The sequence below is a fragment of the Pacificibacter sp. genome, from assembly GCF_039769035.1.
Lineage (GTDB): Bacteria > Pseudomonadota > Alphaproteobacteria > Rhodobacterales > Rhodobacteraceae > Celeribacter.
The window spans coordinates 36386-52548 of record NZ_JBDMZG010000055.1 but is presented as its reverse complement, the minus strand read 5'-3'; the positions used below and the strand labels follow the sequence as shown (position 1 = coordinate 52548).

The following is a 16163-nucleotide window of genomic DNA, read 5'->3' as shown; positions in this document are numbered from 1 at the left end:
GCTGCGCAATTTCAAACCGACAGAAGAGCTGTTTTTGACAGCGAACTGATCGTCAAAGATTAGGCGAAAGGCGCACGATGTGTGTCTTTCGCCCCTTTTTCCAGCCAGACCAAATAGAAGCGAACGTCATGACATCCTCATCGCCCGCCATAGATTTTGACAGAATTTCACTGTCGTTCGGAAATCGCAAAATCATCGACTCCATGTCGTTCAGCGTCGCGTCAGGGGAATTCACCTGCATCGTTGGTGCCTCAGGGTCCGGCAAGACGACTTTGCTGCGGATGCTTGTGGGATTGATAACGCCCAACGCGGGTGAAATCCGCCGATTTGGCACGGCGGTCACTGGACCATCGCGCGATGTGGCTGTGGTGTTCCAAGACTATGGACGGGCGTTGCTGCCGTGGCGCACTGCGGGGGCGAATGTCGCCTTGGCACTAGAAGCCGCACATGTCCCGCGCGATGAACGCAAAGACCGGATTGATCATTTGCTCGAAACTGTTGGTCTGAAAGGCCATGGGGATAAATACCCGACGGAGCTGTCGGGCGGCATGCAGCAGCGGGTGCAAATCGCGCGTTGTTTGGCGCAAGAGCCCCGTATTTTGCTGATGGACGAACCCTTTGGGGCGCTGGACGCGATGACGCGGCAATCCTTGCAAGACGAGGTGTTGCAGATCGTGGATGACACCGGCATGACCGTGATGTTCGTCACCCATGACATCGATGAGGCGATCTATTTGGGCGACACTGTTATCCATCTAGAGGCCAATCCGGGGCGTGTGGCCGAGACGCTGCCGATTGATTTGCCACGTCCGCGCAATCAATTGACCACGCGCGAAGACCCTGAATTTTTGAAATATCGCCATGTGTTGTTTGATCACTTGGAAGGCCATGGATCATGACCCGTTTTTGGCCATCGGTCTTGGGTTGGCCGTTGGTGGCGGCTTAGGTGTGCTTGGGGGCATTGGTTTGGGCCTGTCGCCAGCCGCATCGCGGATCACCAGCATTGCCATCGAATTGTTTCGCCCCATCCCGCCCGTAGCCGTTATTCCGATCGCGCTGTTGATCTATGGGTTCGGCATCAAAATGGAAGCGGCGATCATCGCCTTCACCTGCTTTTGGCCCATGCTTTTGTTGACCCAAGCTGTAGTGTCTTCGGTCGAGCCGCGCTTGATTGAAGTGTCGCGTATCCTTGAGTTGTCGCCGCGCAAAAAGGTGATGTCTATTGTTTTGCCCGCAGCTGCCGCGCGGATCGTGACAGCGCTGCGCCTGACCATCGGCATCGCGTTTATTGTCGCTGTGACCACTGAAATTGCGGTGAATCCCTTTGGATTGGGGCACGCGATGATGATCTCGCAAATGGAAATGCGCCCCTCCTTTATGTACGCCTACATCTCTTGGCTCGCAGCACTTGGATGGCTGATCAACACCGGACTTTTGATGATCCAACGCCGCATGTTTGGCGCTATGGGTTTGGAGGTGACACAATGAATCGTCGACTCGTAGACGCCCTTTTGTGGCAGTTTGGTGCGATCGCTTTTGCCTGTGCCATCTTTGGTCTTTGGGCGCTGATCACCCATCTTGGAATGGTCAAACAGATTTTCTTGCCGCGCCCCGACGATGTGTTTGTCACGCTGTGGCATCAACTCACACAGGGAAATTTGCTTGAGCTCACAGCGGCCACGTTGAAACGCATGTTGTATGGCTGGGTCATCGCGTCTTTCTTTGGGGTGCTCATCGGCGCGCTTGTGGGCATGTCGCCCTCGGCACGCGCATGGATCACGCCAACGCTGGAATTGCTGCGTCCCCTGCCAGCTTCCACGCTTTTGCCCAACGGCATCGCACTTTACGGTCTCGACCCCAATATGCTGCTGGCGATCATCGCTTTTGGCGCGATTTGGCCGGTGCTTTTGGCGACGGTGCAAGGCTTTGCCACAATCGAGCCTCGCCTGTTGGAAGTCTCCAATATTCTTGGCTTTGGCCGTTTGTCATTTGCTTGGAAATTTGGCCTGCCCTCGGCGATGCCAGACGTCTTGGACGGGATGCGCCTGTCACTGACAGCCTGTCTGATCATCACAGTGATTGGCGAAATTGTGACGGCGCAAGACGGCTTGGGCACCACGATCATTCTCGCGGCGCGATCCTATCGCAGCGTCGATTTGTTCGCAGGCGTCGTGTTGCTTGGGGTCGTTGGACTTTTGAACAATCTATTACTGACGTGGCTGCGTCATTGGCTGCTTCCTTGGAAGCGATCCTGACCGAGCCTCCACACTCTCAAATCTGAACAAGGAACTTACTATGCTGAACACATCGATTTTCGGTGCTTCTACAAGTGTGGACGAAATCGTTCGCGATCTTGATCTTTCAACCAAGCGCTACGTCATCACTGGGGCATCGTCTGGTCTTGGCAAAGAATGCGCTCGTGCGTTGGCATCGCGCGGGGCCGAAGTGATTTTTGCCGTGCGATCTGTTACGCGCGGCGAGGCTGCTGCACAAGAGATCCGCGACTTGTTTCCTGAAGCCAAATTGGCCGTGCGCAGTGTTGATTTGACCTCGCTGGCCAGCGTGCGCGACTTTTGTGACGCGCTGGTTCAAGAATACGATGGCATTGATGGCATCCTTGCCAACGCAGGTATCATGGCCACCGATTTTGGGCGCACGGTGGACGGATTTGAAATGCAACTCGGTACCAATCACTTGGGCCATTTTGTGCTGGTCAACCGTCTGGCGCCGCTGCTCTTGGCGCGCAAAGGATCGCGCGTGGTTTTGGTCAGCTCTGGCGCGCATCGTTTGGCCGGTGTGGATATGATTGATCCGAACTTCGTCAAGCGTCCTTATGATCGTTGGGATTCTTATGGGCAGTCAAAATCCGCCAACGCCTTGTTCGCGCTTGGATTTGATCGTCGCTATGCAGAACATGGTGTGCATGCCTATGCTGTGGCCCCGGGTGTGATCTTGGACACAAACCTGCACCATCATTTGGATCCAGAACTGTTTGGGCCTTTGCGTGCACGCCAACCCACGGTGTCTAATCTGCCGCGCAAAACGGCCAAGCAAGGTGCTGCAACGCTTGTTTGGGGGTTGGTGCATCCTGACACGGATGCGCTTGGTGGCGCGTTCTTGGAAGATTGCGGTGTCTCTGAGGTTAACCCTGACACGCGGTTGCCCAACGGTGTGATCCCGTGGGTGCGGGACGAAAAACACGCTGAAGAGGTTTGGGAATTGTCAGAGTAATTGGTCGCTGAAACCTTTCCCAGACCCACAGCGCAAGAGGCCACAGGGGCAGGTGGGCCGCCTTCGGGATTTGTGGCCAGTGGGCTCTCAGTCAATCGGCAGGCTTCGACTGATGAATTGGTTGGGCAGTCGCTGAATTTTGAAACCGAAGCGGGCAAAATAGTTGATCTTGAATTCACAACAGAAGGCGTTGCGTGGACGGCTTTGCCGGGGATCACGCATGCGGCTTCGGGCACTTGTGAGACCGATGTGGTCGAGGTTGCCCCTGAGGTGCTGTTGATCACGTTGAAATTGCCAGCGGCGACCTTGGAAACCATGCAGGTGATTTTCGATCAATCCACGCGCCGTGCATTTTTTGTCGCCTCGAAATTTTCCGATCTGCAAGCGCCGTTCGCGCGCAAAACTCGTCTGACTCAGACCTTCACCAACGCAGTGGTTCAGGGCGAGACGGCCAGCGGTGCGCCAATTGAAGCCACTCGCGATCTGCTTGGCCTGCGCGCTTTGTATCACTACAGCGAAGATACCGTTTATGAACACATCTACCTCAATTCAAAATGGTATTCATATCAGTGCCTTAAAGGCATGCGCGCAGGGGATTGTGGAACAGATGAAGCCAGTTATTTCAAAGTGCGCGACGGTGTTTATGTGGTCACTTGGCGTGAGATCTTGATCGATTTGGCGGCGGTGTTTGTCTACGATATGGGCGCCAAACGCGCGACAGGCATGGCTTGGGGCGCACCGGGGGATCTGACCGAACCTAAATACATCCCAACAGGGGCTTGGTTCGAAAAGATCAACGAACCAGGCTACCCAGAAGGCGTCGAAACTCAATAGGACGCGCACGGGACCGATGAGCGGTTTGGGTCTGAGATGTTTTCTGAAATTAGGACGTTGACGTAAAATCGATGATGTCGAAACGGCTGCAACATCGGGCAGAAGCTTTGCACAGACGCAATGGCCGCCGAGGGGATCCCCTTCGGCGGCCATTTTTATTGCTACTTATTAACTGCTTGCGGAGCTTTTATTTGCCACAGGGAATGTGGCGTTGTCGCGCCGAATTGTGTCGACCACGCCCCATTTGTCGTGGTCGTTCGGGCGAAGTCGCTGCAAGACAACGCGCTTTACGCTGAGCTGTGATCTAGGTAAGTTAATTGTTACTTAACAGATCGACGCATTCGCTTATGATGGTTTGAAAAAATTTCGTGCAAATGTTGTTTGAATACGGCCAAATTGAAGCCGCGTTCGACAGTTGCACTGTGTGACATCTAAACTTGGGGTAGCCAAATGAGCTGCCTAAAGGCCTGAGGTTTGTGAGTGGAGTAGCTTTGTGAGTAGAGTAGGGTACACGTGTTAGGTAATTACGATGCATACATTCGGCGCAATTCAGGGCCGTCGAATGGGAAATCAACGCGGGCCAGCATCTTGACTGCGCGCCTGCGAGCCTCGATTTTGCGCGGTGACCTTAAGCCGGGACAAAAGGTAAATCTCGACCGAATCCGCGATGAATTGGGCGTGTCCTTGTCGCCCTTGCGCGAGGCTATTTCGCGCCTTGCGGTGGACGGTTTGGTGCTAACACAAGACCAACGCGGCTCAACCATAGCGCCTCTAACCCATTGCGAACTTGCAGAAATCGGCCGATTACGTCGCGAAGTGGACGTTTTGGCGCTTCGAACCGCGATTAAATATGGCAAGGATGATTGGGCAGAAAATTTACGCAAATGTTCGTTGGATTTCCATGCAGCTTCGCGTGACAGTACCGTCGAAGATTTCGATGAAATATGGTCCATTGCGCATATGCGCTTTCATGAAGCGTTGATACAGGGCTGCCGAATGCCGATGCTTATTGCGTTTTGCATGAACCTGCACGATTTACATGACCGCTATCGTCGTCAATTGCTGCCATCGTCAAAACCGTGGTCGGAACTTTGGCGCGAGCATGCCGAGATTGCGACTCTTGCGTTGAACGGTGATACTGATGCGGCGACAGAGGCGCTCAGAGACCATTTGGACGTTGAAATTGCAGGGCTTGCCGAGCAACTCGTAAAAACGGCATAAAGAGCCAAGCCATTGCCGGCGCCACAAATCAAAAGGCGATCTCATGACCAAAACGATATACATCCTCAACGGCCCGAACCTAAATTTGTTGGGCAAGCGTCAGCCTGAGATTTACGGTCACGATACGCTGGAAGATGTGGCCAAAAATTGCGCCGCCTTGGGGGCTGAGTTTGGTTTGGAAACGGACCTGCATCAGTCAAACTTTGAAGGTGGCATTGTGGAATTGATTCACGAAGCGCGCGAAAAGGCTGCTGGGATTATCATCAACCCCGGCGCGTACACGCATACCTCCGTGGCGATTTTGGATGCGCTCAATACCTTTGAAGGGCCTGTGTTTGAGGTCCACATTTCCAATGTGCACAAGCGCGAAAGCTTTCGGCACCATTCTTACGTCTCATTGCGCGCAGATGGCGTGATGGCTGGATTTGGCGTGCAGGGTTATGAACTTGCGCTGCGTCGCATGGCTGTTCTTCTCGGCTAAGTTACCGCCAAAGGGGCTGGCTTAAGCGGTTATTTCGAAATCCGCTTGGCCAACCACGACAGCAGGGTTGGTGCAATTGCGATCAGCACCACAATGCGTGCCAAGTGGTGCAACGCGATATAGGCGACATCCGCGTCCATTGCGATCGCCACCAGTGACATTTCGGTCAGTCCACCTGGGGCATAGGCCAGCAACACCTGCTCTGTTGTCTGGTTAAAGTAACTGTGCAACCCAACCGCAAAGACCAGCGACACGCCCAACATTAACGCTGTCGCAAGCGCGCTAAGAACCAGTGTTTCCACGATCAACCGTGGGGACGCGCCCATAAAGCGACAGCCCATCATTGTGCCCAAGATGATCTGCGAGAAGATCACCAAAATGGGTGGTGGGGCGGCGTGGGACAGGCCCGTCATATGTGCAGCTGCAGACAAGATCAGGGGGCCCAGTAACCCCGGCGCAGGGAGTTTGAGGGCCTTGCCGCCGATGGTGCCCAACACGGCACATCCCAGCAATATTGCGCCGCTGAGCAGATCCAGTGTGGCTTCGGTCCCTTTCGGAAGGGCGGTACTGGACACGTCGTATCCAAGGAAGAGCCTGAAATAGATCGCAATCATTGACACCGAGACCACGATGCGCGCCGCATGAGACAGAATGATCCGCCGTTCATCGCCGCCCAATTCGCCCCCAATGACGGTCATTTCGTTCAAGCCACCGGGCATGGCGGAAAAGAACGCGGTCACCGGATCAAGGCGGCCAATTTTGATGTAAAGCGGCACCACGAGGGCGGCGGCCACAGCTATGTAGACCACCAATCCCAGAAGCGAGAGCATCCATTCCGCCAGATGCGCAAATGTCTGCGTGTCAAAGCCAGAGCCCAACATGACGCCGATCACGGGAATAATGTAAGGTCGCAGCGCACCAGGTCCATGCAGCGGGAGCTTAGCAATGACCGCAACAAAACTTGCGAACATCGCGCCGAGCATCCAAGGCAGGGGCAGACCCAAAAGCCAAAATCCCACACTGCCACAGGTGCCAATGGCTAAAGCTAAGGCCATGTTCGGGAATTTTTCGGGCACAAAACTGGGTAGGGTCACGTGACAACCTCGTGGTTTCCTCGGTTATTGTATACGCTTGTATGCCGAAATGGCGAGCGATTTCTGGCCCCGCACAAGGGGTCTGCGTTTGCGCGAGGTCGTGCAGGTCTTGCCTTCGCCACTGCACCGAGTATGCATTGCTCGGCGGAAACTTTGCAGCCAGCCTTGGGAATGGTATTTCCTATGGGCTTTTTGAACAAAATCCCTTATTTGACCTCCAATCGTTACCAACGGAGACTGTCCCAGTGCTCGATATTACTCATGTCAAAACCACTCTTGCAGATCACTATGACCTTGCGCCCAATCCTGAATTGGCTGCCAGCATGCAAGATATCTATGACAAAATGTCCCGCGTTGTGTCGCCTGTGGACTGGGCCATCTACGCCCCCTACGTCAAAGCGATCAATGAGCTAAAGAAAAAACGCAACGCTGTGATCTTGGGCCACAACTACATGACCCCTGAGATTTTCCACGGCGTGTCTGACTTTGTCGGCGACAGCTTGCAACTGGCGATCAAAGCCACCGAAGTCGAAGCCGATGTGATCGTGCAAGCGGGCGTGCACTTTATGGCCGAGACCTCGAAAATCCTCAGCCCTGACAAGATCGTGCTGATGCCTGACATGGAAGCGGGCTGTTCATTGGCCGAAAGCATCACCGCCGAAGGTGTTGAGCAGATGCGTGCCAAATACCCAGGTGCGCCTGTGGTGTCCTATGTGAACACGACTGCCGAAGTGAAAGCTGCGTCTGACATTTGCTGTACGTCTTCTAATGCGGTGCAAATCGTTGATGCGATGGAAAGCGACACCGTCATCATGACGCCGGACCAGTTCTTGGCGCAAAACGTTGCCAACCTGTCTAAGAAAAAGGTCGTCTTCTGGGAAGGCTCTTGCATCGTACACGAGCTCTACAAAGCCGAAGACCTGCGCGCATATCGTGAAAACGACCCTGAAGTGAAAATCATCGCGCACCCTGAGTGTACGCCAGAAGTTGTGGCCGAAGCTGACTTTACAGGGTCTACAAGCGGCATCATCAAATGGGTGCACGACAACAAGCCTGCCAAAGCGATGTTGATCACTGAGTGCTCCATGGCTGCAAACATCTCTGACGAATTGCCAGAGGTTGATTTCGCCAAGCCTTGCAACGCTTGCCCGTTCATGAAGAAAATCTCGCTCGAGAAAATCTTGTACGCTTTGCACACGATGGAAGGCCAAGTCGAGATTGATCCTGAGATGGCCGAGAAAGCCAAACTCGCAGTGACCAAAATGATCGATTTGTCGCGCAAACTGGGGCTGTGACCTAAACCATGAAAGAGATCAAAACAGACCGTATCGTCATTGTCGGCGCGGGCCTTGGCGCGCTTTATGCCGCGCTGAAATTGGCCCCGCGGCCTGTTGTGATGATCTCGCCAGAAGTGCTGGGCGAGGGCGCCAGCTCCGCATGGGCACAGGGCGGCGTTGCTGCTGCGATGGATGTCAAAGACGACCCCAAGAACCACGCTGCTGACACCGTCAAAGCGGGCGCAGGGACTGTGGACGCCGAGGTTGCCGATTTGGTGACACGCCACGCGCGCGACTATATTTTGGATCTTACACGTCTCGGCGCGCCTTTTGATCGCACGGCTGATGGCGGCTATGTTTTGTCACGCGAAGCGGCGCATAGTTTTGCCCGCGTTGTGCGCGTCAAAGGCGACCAAGCTGGCGCGGAGATCATGAAAGCTCTGATCGAACAGGTGCGTGAAACACCGTCGATCCAAGTGCTTGAAGGCACGATGGCGACAGGGCTGGATACCGAAAACGGTGTCGTGACGGGCGTTGCAATCCAAGATTCTGATTCAGGTCGGTCCGCCCCCATCATGTTGCGCGGTGCGGCGTATTTGTTGGCCGGCGGCGGCTCCGGCGGTCTTTACGCGATCACCACCAATCCCCCGCGCATTCGTGGGCAAGTGATTGGCATGGCGGCGCGTGCTGGCGCTGAAATCACCGATGCCGAGTTTGTTCAATTCCATCCGACGGCCATGGATGTGGGCGAAGATCCCGCGCCACTGGCGACCGAAGCCCTGCGCGGTGAAGGGGCGACGTTGATCAACAAAGATGGCGAACGCTTTATGCAAGCCATTCACCCCGATGCAGAGCTTGCGCCCCGCGATGTTGTGGCGCGCGCGATCTTTTCGCAGTGGCAAGATGGCAAACGGCCGATGTTGGACACGCGCGCGGCGCTGGGCGAACGTGTGAAAACGCAGTTTCTGGCCGTCGCTGACGCCTGTGCGCGCAACGGAATTGATCCTGCCGTAGACCCTATTCCTGTCGCAGCTGCTGCGCATTATCATATGGGTGGGATTGCCACAGACACGGATGGTCGCGCCAGTCTTGGCGGGCTTTGGGTTTGTGGCGAGGCGTCATCAACTGGGTTGCACGGGGCCAATCGCTTGGCCTCCAACGGTTTGCTTGAGGCTTTGGTTTACGCACGCATTTGTGCTGAAGGCATCATCGCTGCGCTGCCGGATGCGCCTGCGCCTTCGTCAAACACGCCGCTTGATATCACCTTCGAGGCAGGCGGTGCTGCCCCTGACCCCGATGCTGTCATGGCGCTGCGTCAAACAATGACGACGCTGGTCGGTGTGGTGCGCAATGCGGCGGGCTTGAAAGAGGCTTTGTGCAAAATCGATGCGCTTGAAAAGGCGCATTCTGACAGCCCGTCGTTCTTGAACATGTGTGCGACAGCCACGTTGATCGCAGGCTGCGCCTTGCTGCGCGAAGAAAGCCGCGGTGCTCATGAACGCTCTGATTTCCCTGATACATTGGCGGGTGAGGGCATGCGCTCACACACGCAATTGACTGATATGCTCGCCTTGCGGGTCAAGATTGCTAAGGAAGCCGTATGAGTTTTTCCACTGTTCCCGATCTCATTCTAGAGCCGATGGTGCGCAATGCCTTGCTTGAGGACTTGGGCTCATATGGCGATGTCACCACCCGCGCGGTGATCCCTGCCAGCACCACCTATGACGCGCGTATGAATGCCCGCGAAGACGCGATTGTGTCCGGCATGCAGGTTGCGGCTTTGGCCTTTCGCTTGGTGGACCCAACTCTAGAAGTCACGATCCAAATTGCAGACGGGCAGCCGTGTAAAAAGGGCGATGTGTTGATGACCATCAAGGGTGCTGCTGCGTCTATTTTGTCTGGCGAACGCGTTGCGCTGAACTACGCAGGGCGCCTGACAGGGATTGCGACCAAAACGGCGGGTTTCGTGGCCGAGGCCAAAGGCACCAAGGCGCGCGTCACCTGTACACGCAAAACCACGCCAAACATGCGTCTGGTCGAAAAGCTGGCCGTGCTGCACGGCGGCGGGTTCAATCACCGCTATTCCTTGTCCGATGCGATCATGATCAAAGACAACCACATCGCCGCTGCCGGTGGTGTGCGTCAGGTTTTGGAAGCTGCCAAGGCCCATGCCAGCCACATGATGGCGGTCGAGATCGAAGTGGATCGCTTGGATCAATTGGCCGAAGTTCTAGAGGTCGGTGGCGCCAGCGTTGTGCTGTTGGACAACATGGACAACGATTTGCTGCGCGAAGCGGTGGCCATGGTTGACGGTCGCATGAAGACTGAAGCCAGCGGCAATGTGAAACTGGACCGTATTGCATCCATCGCCGCCACGGGCGTGGATTATATCTCTTCTGGGGCTTTGACCCATTCGGCGCAAACCGTCGATCTGGGTCTCGATTTTTAACGCTATAAGCTATCGATCGCGCGCTTGCGGAGAAATGCCCTGCGCGGCTTCCAGTATATATGGCAGCAATTCGTTTTGAATGCGGTCCTCGCCCCATATTTGGGACGAGACCGAAATCTGCAAGGCTGCGTAGGCACGCCCGTCAGGGCCTTTGATTGGGGCCGAGATCCCCGTTTGGTTCAAAATGATTTGGCTTTGCGACAGTGCGTAGCCGTTCAAGGCCGCCAAATCTATTTTGTCGCTGATGCCCGCGCGGTCCAGCGAGGTTTGTGGGGTCAAGGGGTTCAAGGGGTTCAAGGACCAGGTGTTCACAAAGACATCGCGCTCTTCTTTGGGGAAGGTCGACAAAATGGCACGACCCGCGGCCGAGCTTAAGGCCGGCAACCTGCGCCCGACGATGCTTGAGGAAAACTGGCTCCGGCGTCCGGGCACGCGGCTGATATAGAGCACGTGATCGCCCGACAGTTCCGCTAAGTTGACGGTGGCGTCCAATTGATGCGACAGCTCGATCAGCTTTGATTTTTACGGGGATGACCCTGTAACGATCGCCTCAGTTCAGGCCCCAGCGGGTCAAATGCCCAAGGAAATCGTCTTCCTGCCGGCGTTGCTCTTCTTGGCATTGATCGCGTTCTTGCAAAATGCCCGTATCTCTAAAAATGGAGTGCCATCATGACACAGTCAGTTCTATGTGCGGTAGACGTCAGCAACGGTGACGACGACCTGCCGACCATCCAAAAAGCAGCGCAACTTGCCGCGCTCGATGGGGCACAGTTGGATGTCGTCTCGGTTCTGCCCGACTATGGGATGAATCAGGTCAGCACATTCTTCGGTGCGGATCATCACGACAAGATGGTTGAAGAGGCCAAAGGTCTTTTGAACGACGTGGTCACCAAAGCCTTGGGCGACGCACAAAACACAAACGTGCGCCACATCGTGGCAACGGGGCGTGTTTACGAAGAGGTGCTGAACGTTGCGAAAAAGACCAATGCATCGCTGATCGTGGTTGGCGCCCATAAAGAAGACATCTCCGATTATCTTCTGGGGCCCAACGCGGCGCGTATCGTGCGCCACGCGACCTGTTCGGTACATGTGCTGCGTTAAGCAGGCTTGAGACCCCACAAACACGACCGCGCGCCGCACATTCCTGCGGCGCGCGTTTTCATTTGTGCCGCCTTCATCCTTGCCACCGCCACCCAAGGCAGATCGAAAATTAGCGGGCGAGGCATGGTTTAAAAATTTATCAATCTTGGCGCATTTTTTTCCCCAAAAGGGGTTGCACAGCCCGCCGTGAAGGACTAATCAACGCTCCAAGTTGGGGTGTAGCCAAGCGGTAAGGCAACGCTTTTTGGTAGCGTGTACCGTAGGTTCGAATCCTACCACCCCAGCCATTTTTCTCTTCAGCACATGAAAATAGTCACAGCCAGCTTTGCGCTGCGACTTGGGTTGCAATGGCATTTCTGTTTGCGTTTGAAGAACGCGTCTCACACGATGCGCGCAGGTCACATGGTCATCAAACAGCCCCTAGACACCCCAAGGGCAGAGTGCTTCGACCTTCGGGCGGCCAAGTTTATTCAGTGTCTCGATGTTATCTTTATAAATCTGCTCGGGGTCTGACACCTGCGCGAGGACTTTCGTCATCTGCTCTTGGCGCAGAATATGGATGATCGGGTAAGGGGAGCGATTGGTGAAGTGGCTCAAATCGTCAGCTGCCACACCCTCAAATTGATACTGAGGATGAAAGGATGCCAATTGCACATGCTCTGTCAGCTCTGCTTGCTCCAAGACCTGCTGAAACCAATCGAGCAAGTCGAGGTATGCGTCGAAGTCTTCTAAACCTTGGGTGAACATCAGCAAGCTTGTGGCAATGTCATTTTCGTTGGCCCCAAGCAGGCGCTGCAATTCATCCACACAGAACTGCTCGAGCTGAGCATCGGTGGTGGCATCACACACGGCATAAAACACTTGGTCGCGGCTTATGACGCTAGAGGCAAATGGGCATAGGTTTAACCCGACGACCATTTGGTCAAGCCATTGACGGGTGTTTTCCACCACGTCTTGATGCGCCAATGAGAGCGTCTGAAGGTCAAACGTATTGATAGGACAGATCCTTTCCTGCTTGGCGCCCTTAAACCATACGCTGCCCCTGTTTCCAATGTGTTTGCGAATGCCAAAACCACCAACACAGCGCATTCACAACCGCCTATAGCCTCACGCCACCCGCGCCAAAACCCTTGGCATCGACAGTGGCAAACGGCCCAAGCGGGGCGTTCGAACGTTCTGCAACGAATGTCTGAAATGAGGCTAAAGCAACGGATGCTGCGAGTTTCGCAAACGTCTTGAGGCGGGCATCGGCAGGCGTTGCGCCTGCCGATTTTCCAGCCAGCTACACGTCAGCCGCCTGCGATTTTCGAAATGAGGCTGGCGAGAGCTGCGGGCTGTGAATGAAACGGTGAATGGCTCGTCTTTAGCCTGTGCACTGTTGTTTGATTCCCCATAGCATCATCCATCAAGCGGATCATTTCTTGTTGCCCGGCTAGGGTTATGGCGCGGTCTTCAATGCATTGGATGTAGTGCCGTGCGACGCAGCCGAACCGCTCGGTGCTGACATTCGATGGCACGCCCGCCACCTGCGCAGGCTCATCCGGGTGCAAATGGTCAAGCGCTGTTTCGAATTGGGCATCCGTGAGATCGGCATAAAACGCTTCTTTTGCGCGCGCCATATATGCCGGATCGGATGAAGCCGTGTCCATGCGCAGCGCTCCGACTTGCTCGGGGTCGGCCATGAACAGCGTCGGCACTAGGGCCTCGGCCATCAATTCATGCTGGATCATCTGCCCCGCGACCATTCCCGGCGGCAACATGAATGCAGTCAGATACACCGCTGCTGAGACCTCATCTGAGATAGCCTCGACCACTGGCGATACGGTGAGCCCGCCCAGCGAATGGCCCAGCACCACGGCCTTGCCTCCTGTCTTGGCGTTCACCTCGCGCACGGCTTCGATTGCAGCGGCGGTTCGCTCGTCTTGCGTCATCCCGGCATTGGGCGAGGGTTCCGTTCCGAAGGCCGCGGGGTCCAAAGGGCGGGTGTTGAAGGATGCAGGTCGCGGCGCACTTGCCCCCGCGCCAGGCAAGTCAATCGCCTTTGCAACGCAACCTTCGGCTTCAAGCAGCGGGACAACCGAGTCCCAAGTATGATGATCGTGCCAGGCGCCGTGGATCAGCACCACTCCATTGGTCATTGTCATATTTTCCTCCCAAATTTAGAAAAACAGTTTAGGATTTGTTGGGGAGGCAGCGAAATGGACCAAGCTCACGAAATCTATGCCGAGACTCACGATTTGGGCGCAGGCCGCATCTGGGACACCGATCAGGTTTCACAAGAAGAGGCATTCGATCTTTATCGCGACGGCATCTGTTCGGCTTTCATGCCCCTGCGACCGGAACGTCCGTTGGATCCTGCTCGCCCATTTCGATCACGCCATGTGGCGCACAGCTTGGGCGACGTGGCCGTGAACATCGTCACTGCGACGCCCCATCCTGTCTTCAAGGACAAGCGGGAAATCGCGACGTCGAACGCCGAATGCTACTATGTCAACCTGCAGATTGCAGGACGCTGCCGGATTTTGCAGGCAGATGAGACGGTTGAAATAAGGTCCGGGCAGATTGCAATATTCGACAGCGCTCGGCCCTTTGCACTCGATCACGGACAGACAGAAATGCTTCAGGTCATGTCGCTGATGGTTCCAAAGACGCGTCTGTCAGGCGCGCCGTTGGGCGGGCCGCGGGTCTTGTCAGAGAACGCTGTTTACGGTTTGGCCTTGCGGCACTCCGCTGCCGCGATTGCGCCAACCTTGCGTGACAATAGTGATGACGCTGCAATGCGGCTGCGAGATGTTGTCGTGGGGCTGACGGACTTGGCCCTGTCCGGCGGCATGCCGCCCACCTGCCAACACACACGCAGAAGCGCGCATTATGGCAAGCTATGTGATCTGATCCGACGTCATTGCAGTGACCCACACACCAATGTGTCGCAAATCGCTAGGATGGCCTGCCTGTCCGGCGGCACAGTCAGGAACATTTTCACCGAGCACAATGACACCTTCGGGCGACGGCTTTTGTACGAACGCATTGCCATGGCAAAGCGCGTGCTCAGGAACCCGCGCAATGCCCATCTGACAGTTGCGGCGGTCGCATTTCGCTGCGGCTTTTCAGACGCGGCGCATTTCGGTCGTGCGTTTAAGGCCAGCGCCGGAATGGCGCCTGGAGCTTGGCGAAAGTCTGGTAGCTGAAACCTCGGGGCCGGTTTCTTGCAAAAGCCGTCGTTCTCTGTGGGACATAGTGTGACAGCAAAATCCGCGTGGTGGATCTTAGTGCACATTGCAGCGAACGTCAGCTCTGCGCGCACGCTCGTGCAACGCGCATGTCGCGCCTCGGTGCTGTTTGGGGGCATTCTGTATCCAGAGCTTCGCAAAACCACCTTTAAAACATGTAAAGTCGGGGATGGCGAAAGGCTTAAACTTTTGCAAACCCGCGCCACATTGTTGTGTAAAAGTTGCAAAGACAGTCTGGTTCCAAGCCATCATGCGCAAATGGAAAACTGCGACCTGAGCCGCTTCACGCGCCGCTTACCGTGTGCGTATCGTGGTTGCTGGGCAGTGATTGTCACGGTCGGCATGTATTAAATCCGTCGTGCACTGGTCGACTGTACCCAAGTGGAATATATGACAAGGCACCGGCGCGCGTTTGCGATGTCGCAATCTGTTTGAACAACCCCGAGGAATTTCCGTGCTTGCAGTCATATCTCCCGCGAAGAAGTTGAATATGGATTCTGTCATTGGGTTTGAACGAACCGCTCTGGAGTTTACTGCCGAGACCAAAGAACTTGTTGAAATCGCACGGACTTTAGACGTGGCGGCCCTGCGCAAATTGATGGGGATCAGTGAAAATCTGGCGGAGCTCAACGTCGAACGTTTTGCCGCGTTTTCTGAGGCGCCGGATTTTGATGCAGTCAAACAGGCGATGTTTATGTTCGACGGCGATACCTACACAGGCCTGAGCGCCAACAGCCTTGATGAACACGATGTGCTGTATGCGCAAGATCACCTGCGCATCCTGTCGGGGCTGTATGGGCTTTTGCGACCATTGGATGGCATTCAGGCTTACCGCTTGGAAATGGGAAGTCGACTTGCGACGCCAAAAGGCAAAAACCTCTACGACTTTTGGGGCGCGAAGATCGCACAAAGCCTCAATGATGCGGCATTGTCATGCGATGCTGGATATGTGTTGAACTGTGCCTCGACCGAGTATTTCTCGGCGGTAGACAAAGACGCGCTACACCCCCAGATTATCACACCCGTATTCTTAGAGCGCAAAGACGGTACCGAGAAAATCATCAGCTTTTACGCCAAAAAGGCACGTGGGGCGATGGCGCGGTTTATGGTTGAGAACCGCATCGCCGACCCGAAGGCGTTGCAAGAGTTTAACGCTGGTGGCTATGCCTACGACCCATCTCAATCGGACGCCACTACGTTTGTGTTTTCCAGAGACGTGTAAAACTTGGGCGGGACGCGCCTGTT

The 16163-nt window shown here is 55.3% G+C and carries 18 protein-coding genes and 1 tRNA gene; 15 read left to right on the top strand and 4 right to left on the bottom strand.

Annotation, left to right across the window (positions count from 1 at the left end; genetic code table 11):
* The first annotated feature begins 128 nt into the window (after positions 1–128).
* The 7 genes from ABF287_RS05300 to aroQ all read left to right on the top strand — a co-directional run bounded on the left by ABF287_RS05300 (position 129) and on the right by aroQ (position 5767).
* Positions 129–899, top strand: a complete 771-nt coding sequence (locus tag ABF287_RS05300; RefSeq protein ID WP_347183972.1) for an ABC transporter ATP-binding protein — start codon at positions 129–131, stop codon at positions 897–899.
* A complete protein-coding gene (locus ABF287_RS05295; RefSeq protein ID WP_347183971.1) occupies positions 889–1488 on the top strand; it encodes an ABC transporter permease subunit in 600 nt (199 codons plus the stop codon). Before ABF287_RS05300 ends, ABF287_RS05295 begins: the two co-directional genes overlap by 11 nt.
* Positions 1485–2255: an ABC transporter permease gene (locus ABF287_RS05290; protein WP_347183970.1), complete on the top strand. Its 771-nt coding sequence runs from the start codon at positions 1485–1487 to the stop codon at positions 2253–2255. The genes ABF287_RS05295 and ABF287_RS05290 overlap by 4 nt, the downstream gene beginning before the upstream one ends.
* Positions 2256–2295: 40 nt before the next feature.
* Positions 2296–3231 carry an SDR family NAD(P)-dependent oxidoreductase gene (locus tag ABF287_RS05285; RefSeq protein ID WP_347183969.1) on the top strand — a complete coding sequence of 312 codons (936 nt, stop codon included), beginning with the start codon at positions 2296–2298 and terminating at the stop codon, positions 3229–3231.
* Positions 3232–4065, top strand: coding sequence for a MoaF C-terminal domain-containing protein (locus tag ABF287_RS05280; RefSeq protein WP_347183968.1), 834 nt, complete (start codon positions 3232–3234; stop codon positions 4063–4065).
* Positions 4066–4653: 588 nt separating this feature from the next.
* Positions 4654–5286, top strand: coding sequence for a GntR family transcriptional regulator (locus ABF287_RS05275; RefSeq protein ID WP_347183967.1), 633 nt, complete (start codon positions 4654–4656; stop codon positions 5284–5286).
* A gap of 43 nt (positions 5287–5329) precedes the next feature.
* Positions 5330–5767 carry a type II 3-dehydroquinate dehydratase gene (gene aroQ / locus ABF287_RS05270; RefSeq protein ID WP_347183966.1) on the top strand — a complete coding sequence of 146 codons (438 nt, stop codon included), beginning with the start codon at positions 5330–5332 and terminating at the stop codon, positions 5765–5767.
* 29 nt (positions 5768–5796) lie between these two features.
* On the opposite strand, the gene ABF287_RS05265 is transcribed toward aroQ, so the two are convergent.
* On the bottom strand, positions 5797–6861 hold the full coding sequence (locus ABF287_RS05265) for an AbrB family transcriptional regulator (protein WP_347183965.1): 1065 nt from the start codon (positions 6859–6861) through the stop codon (positions 5797–5799).
* A gap of 245 nt (positions 6862–7106) precedes the next feature.
* Here ABF287_RS05265 and nadA point away from each other — a divergent pair, with 245 nt between their 5' ends.
* Genes nadA through nadC form a run of 3 tightly spaced genes read left to right on the top strand, consistent with a single transcriptional unit; the run spans position 7107 to position 10587 of the window.
* Positions 7107–8156, top strand: a complete 1050-nt coding sequence (gene nadA / locus ABF287_RS05260; protein WP_347183964.1) for a quinolinate synthase NadA — start codon at positions 7107–7109, stop codon at positions 8154–8156.
* An 8-nt stretch (positions 8157–8164) separates the two neighbouring features.
* Positions 8165–9742, top strand: a complete 1578-nt coding sequence (locus ABF287_RS05255; protein ID WP_347183963.1) for an L-aspartate oxidase — start codon at positions 8165–8167, stop codon at positions 9740–9742.
* Complete coding sequence (gene nadC / locus ABF287_RS05250) at positions 9739–10587, top strand: carboxylating nicotinate-nucleotide diphosphorylase (protein WP_347183962.1); 849 nt, start codon at positions 9739–9741, stop codon at positions 10585–10587. The genes ABF287_RS05255 and nadC overlap by 4 nt, the downstream gene beginning before the upstream one ends.
* Positions 10588–10596: 9 nt before the next feature.
* On the opposite strand, the gene ABF287_RS05245 is transcribed toward nadC, so the two are convergent.
* Complete coding sequence (locus ABF287_RS05245; RefSeq protein WP_347183961.1) at positions 10597–11079, bottom strand: IclR family transcriptional regulator C-terminal domain-containing protein; 483 nt, start codon at positions 11077–11079, stop codon at positions 10597–10599.
* A 16-nt stretch (positions 11080–11095) separates the two neighbouring features.
* On the opposite strand from ABF287_RS05245, the gene ABF287_RS05240 reads away from it, so the two are divergent.
* From ABF287_RS05240 to ABF287_RS05230, 3 genes are all read left to right on the top strand, one after another.
* Positions 11096–11260, top strand: coding sequence for a DUF3394 domain-containing protein (locus tag ABF287_RS05240; RefSeq protein ID WP_347183998.1), 165 nt, complete (start codon positions 11096–11098; stop codon positions 11258–11260).
* Positions 11257–11688 carry a universal stress protein gene (locus ABF287_RS05235; protein WP_347183960.1) on the top strand — a complete coding sequence of 144 codons (432 nt, stop codon included), beginning with the start codon at positions 11257–11259 and terminating at the stop codon, positions 11686–11688. The genes ABF287_RS05240 and ABF287_RS05235 overlap by 4 nt, the downstream gene beginning before the upstream one ends.
* 212 nt (positions 11689–11900) lie before the next feature.
* Positions 11901–11975, top strand: a tRNA-Gln gene (locus ABF287_RS05230).
* A gap of 133 nt (positions 11976–12108) precedes the next feature.
* Here ABF287_RS05230 and ABF287_RS05225 read toward each other — a convergent pair.
* Both ABF287_RS05225 and ABF287_RS05220 read right to left on the bottom strand, forming a co-directional pair.
* Positions 12109–12654, bottom strand: a complete 546-nt coding sequence (locus tag ABF287_RS05225) for a DUF1415 domain-containing protein (protein ID WP_347183959.1) — start codon at positions 12652–12654, stop codon at positions 12109–12111.
* Between the two features lie 323 nt (positions 12655–12977).
* On the bottom strand, positions 12978–13832 hold the full coding sequence (locus tag ABF287_RS05220; RefSeq protein ID WP_347183958.1) for an alpha/beta fold hydrolase: 855 nt from the start codon (positions 13830–13832) through the stop codon (positions 12978–12980).
* A gap of 54 nt (positions 13833–13886) precedes the next feature.
* Between ABF287_RS05220 and ABF287_RS05215 the strand changes: the two genes are divergently transcribed.
* Both ABF287_RS05215 and yaaA read left to right on the top strand, forming a co-directional pair.
* Positions 13887–14876, top strand: a complete 990-nt coding sequence (locus ABF287_RS05215; RefSeq protein WP_347183957.1) for a helix-turn-helix domain-containing protein — start codon at positions 13887–13889, stop codon at positions 14874–14876.
* 496 nt (positions 14877–15372) lie between these two features.
* Positions 15373–16140: a peroxide stress protein YaaA gene (gene yaaA, locus ABF287_RS05210; protein ID WP_347183956.1), complete on the top strand. Its 768-nt coding sequence runs from the start codon at positions 15373–15375 to the stop codon at positions 16138–16140.
* Positions 16141–16163: the final 23 nt, after the last annotated feature.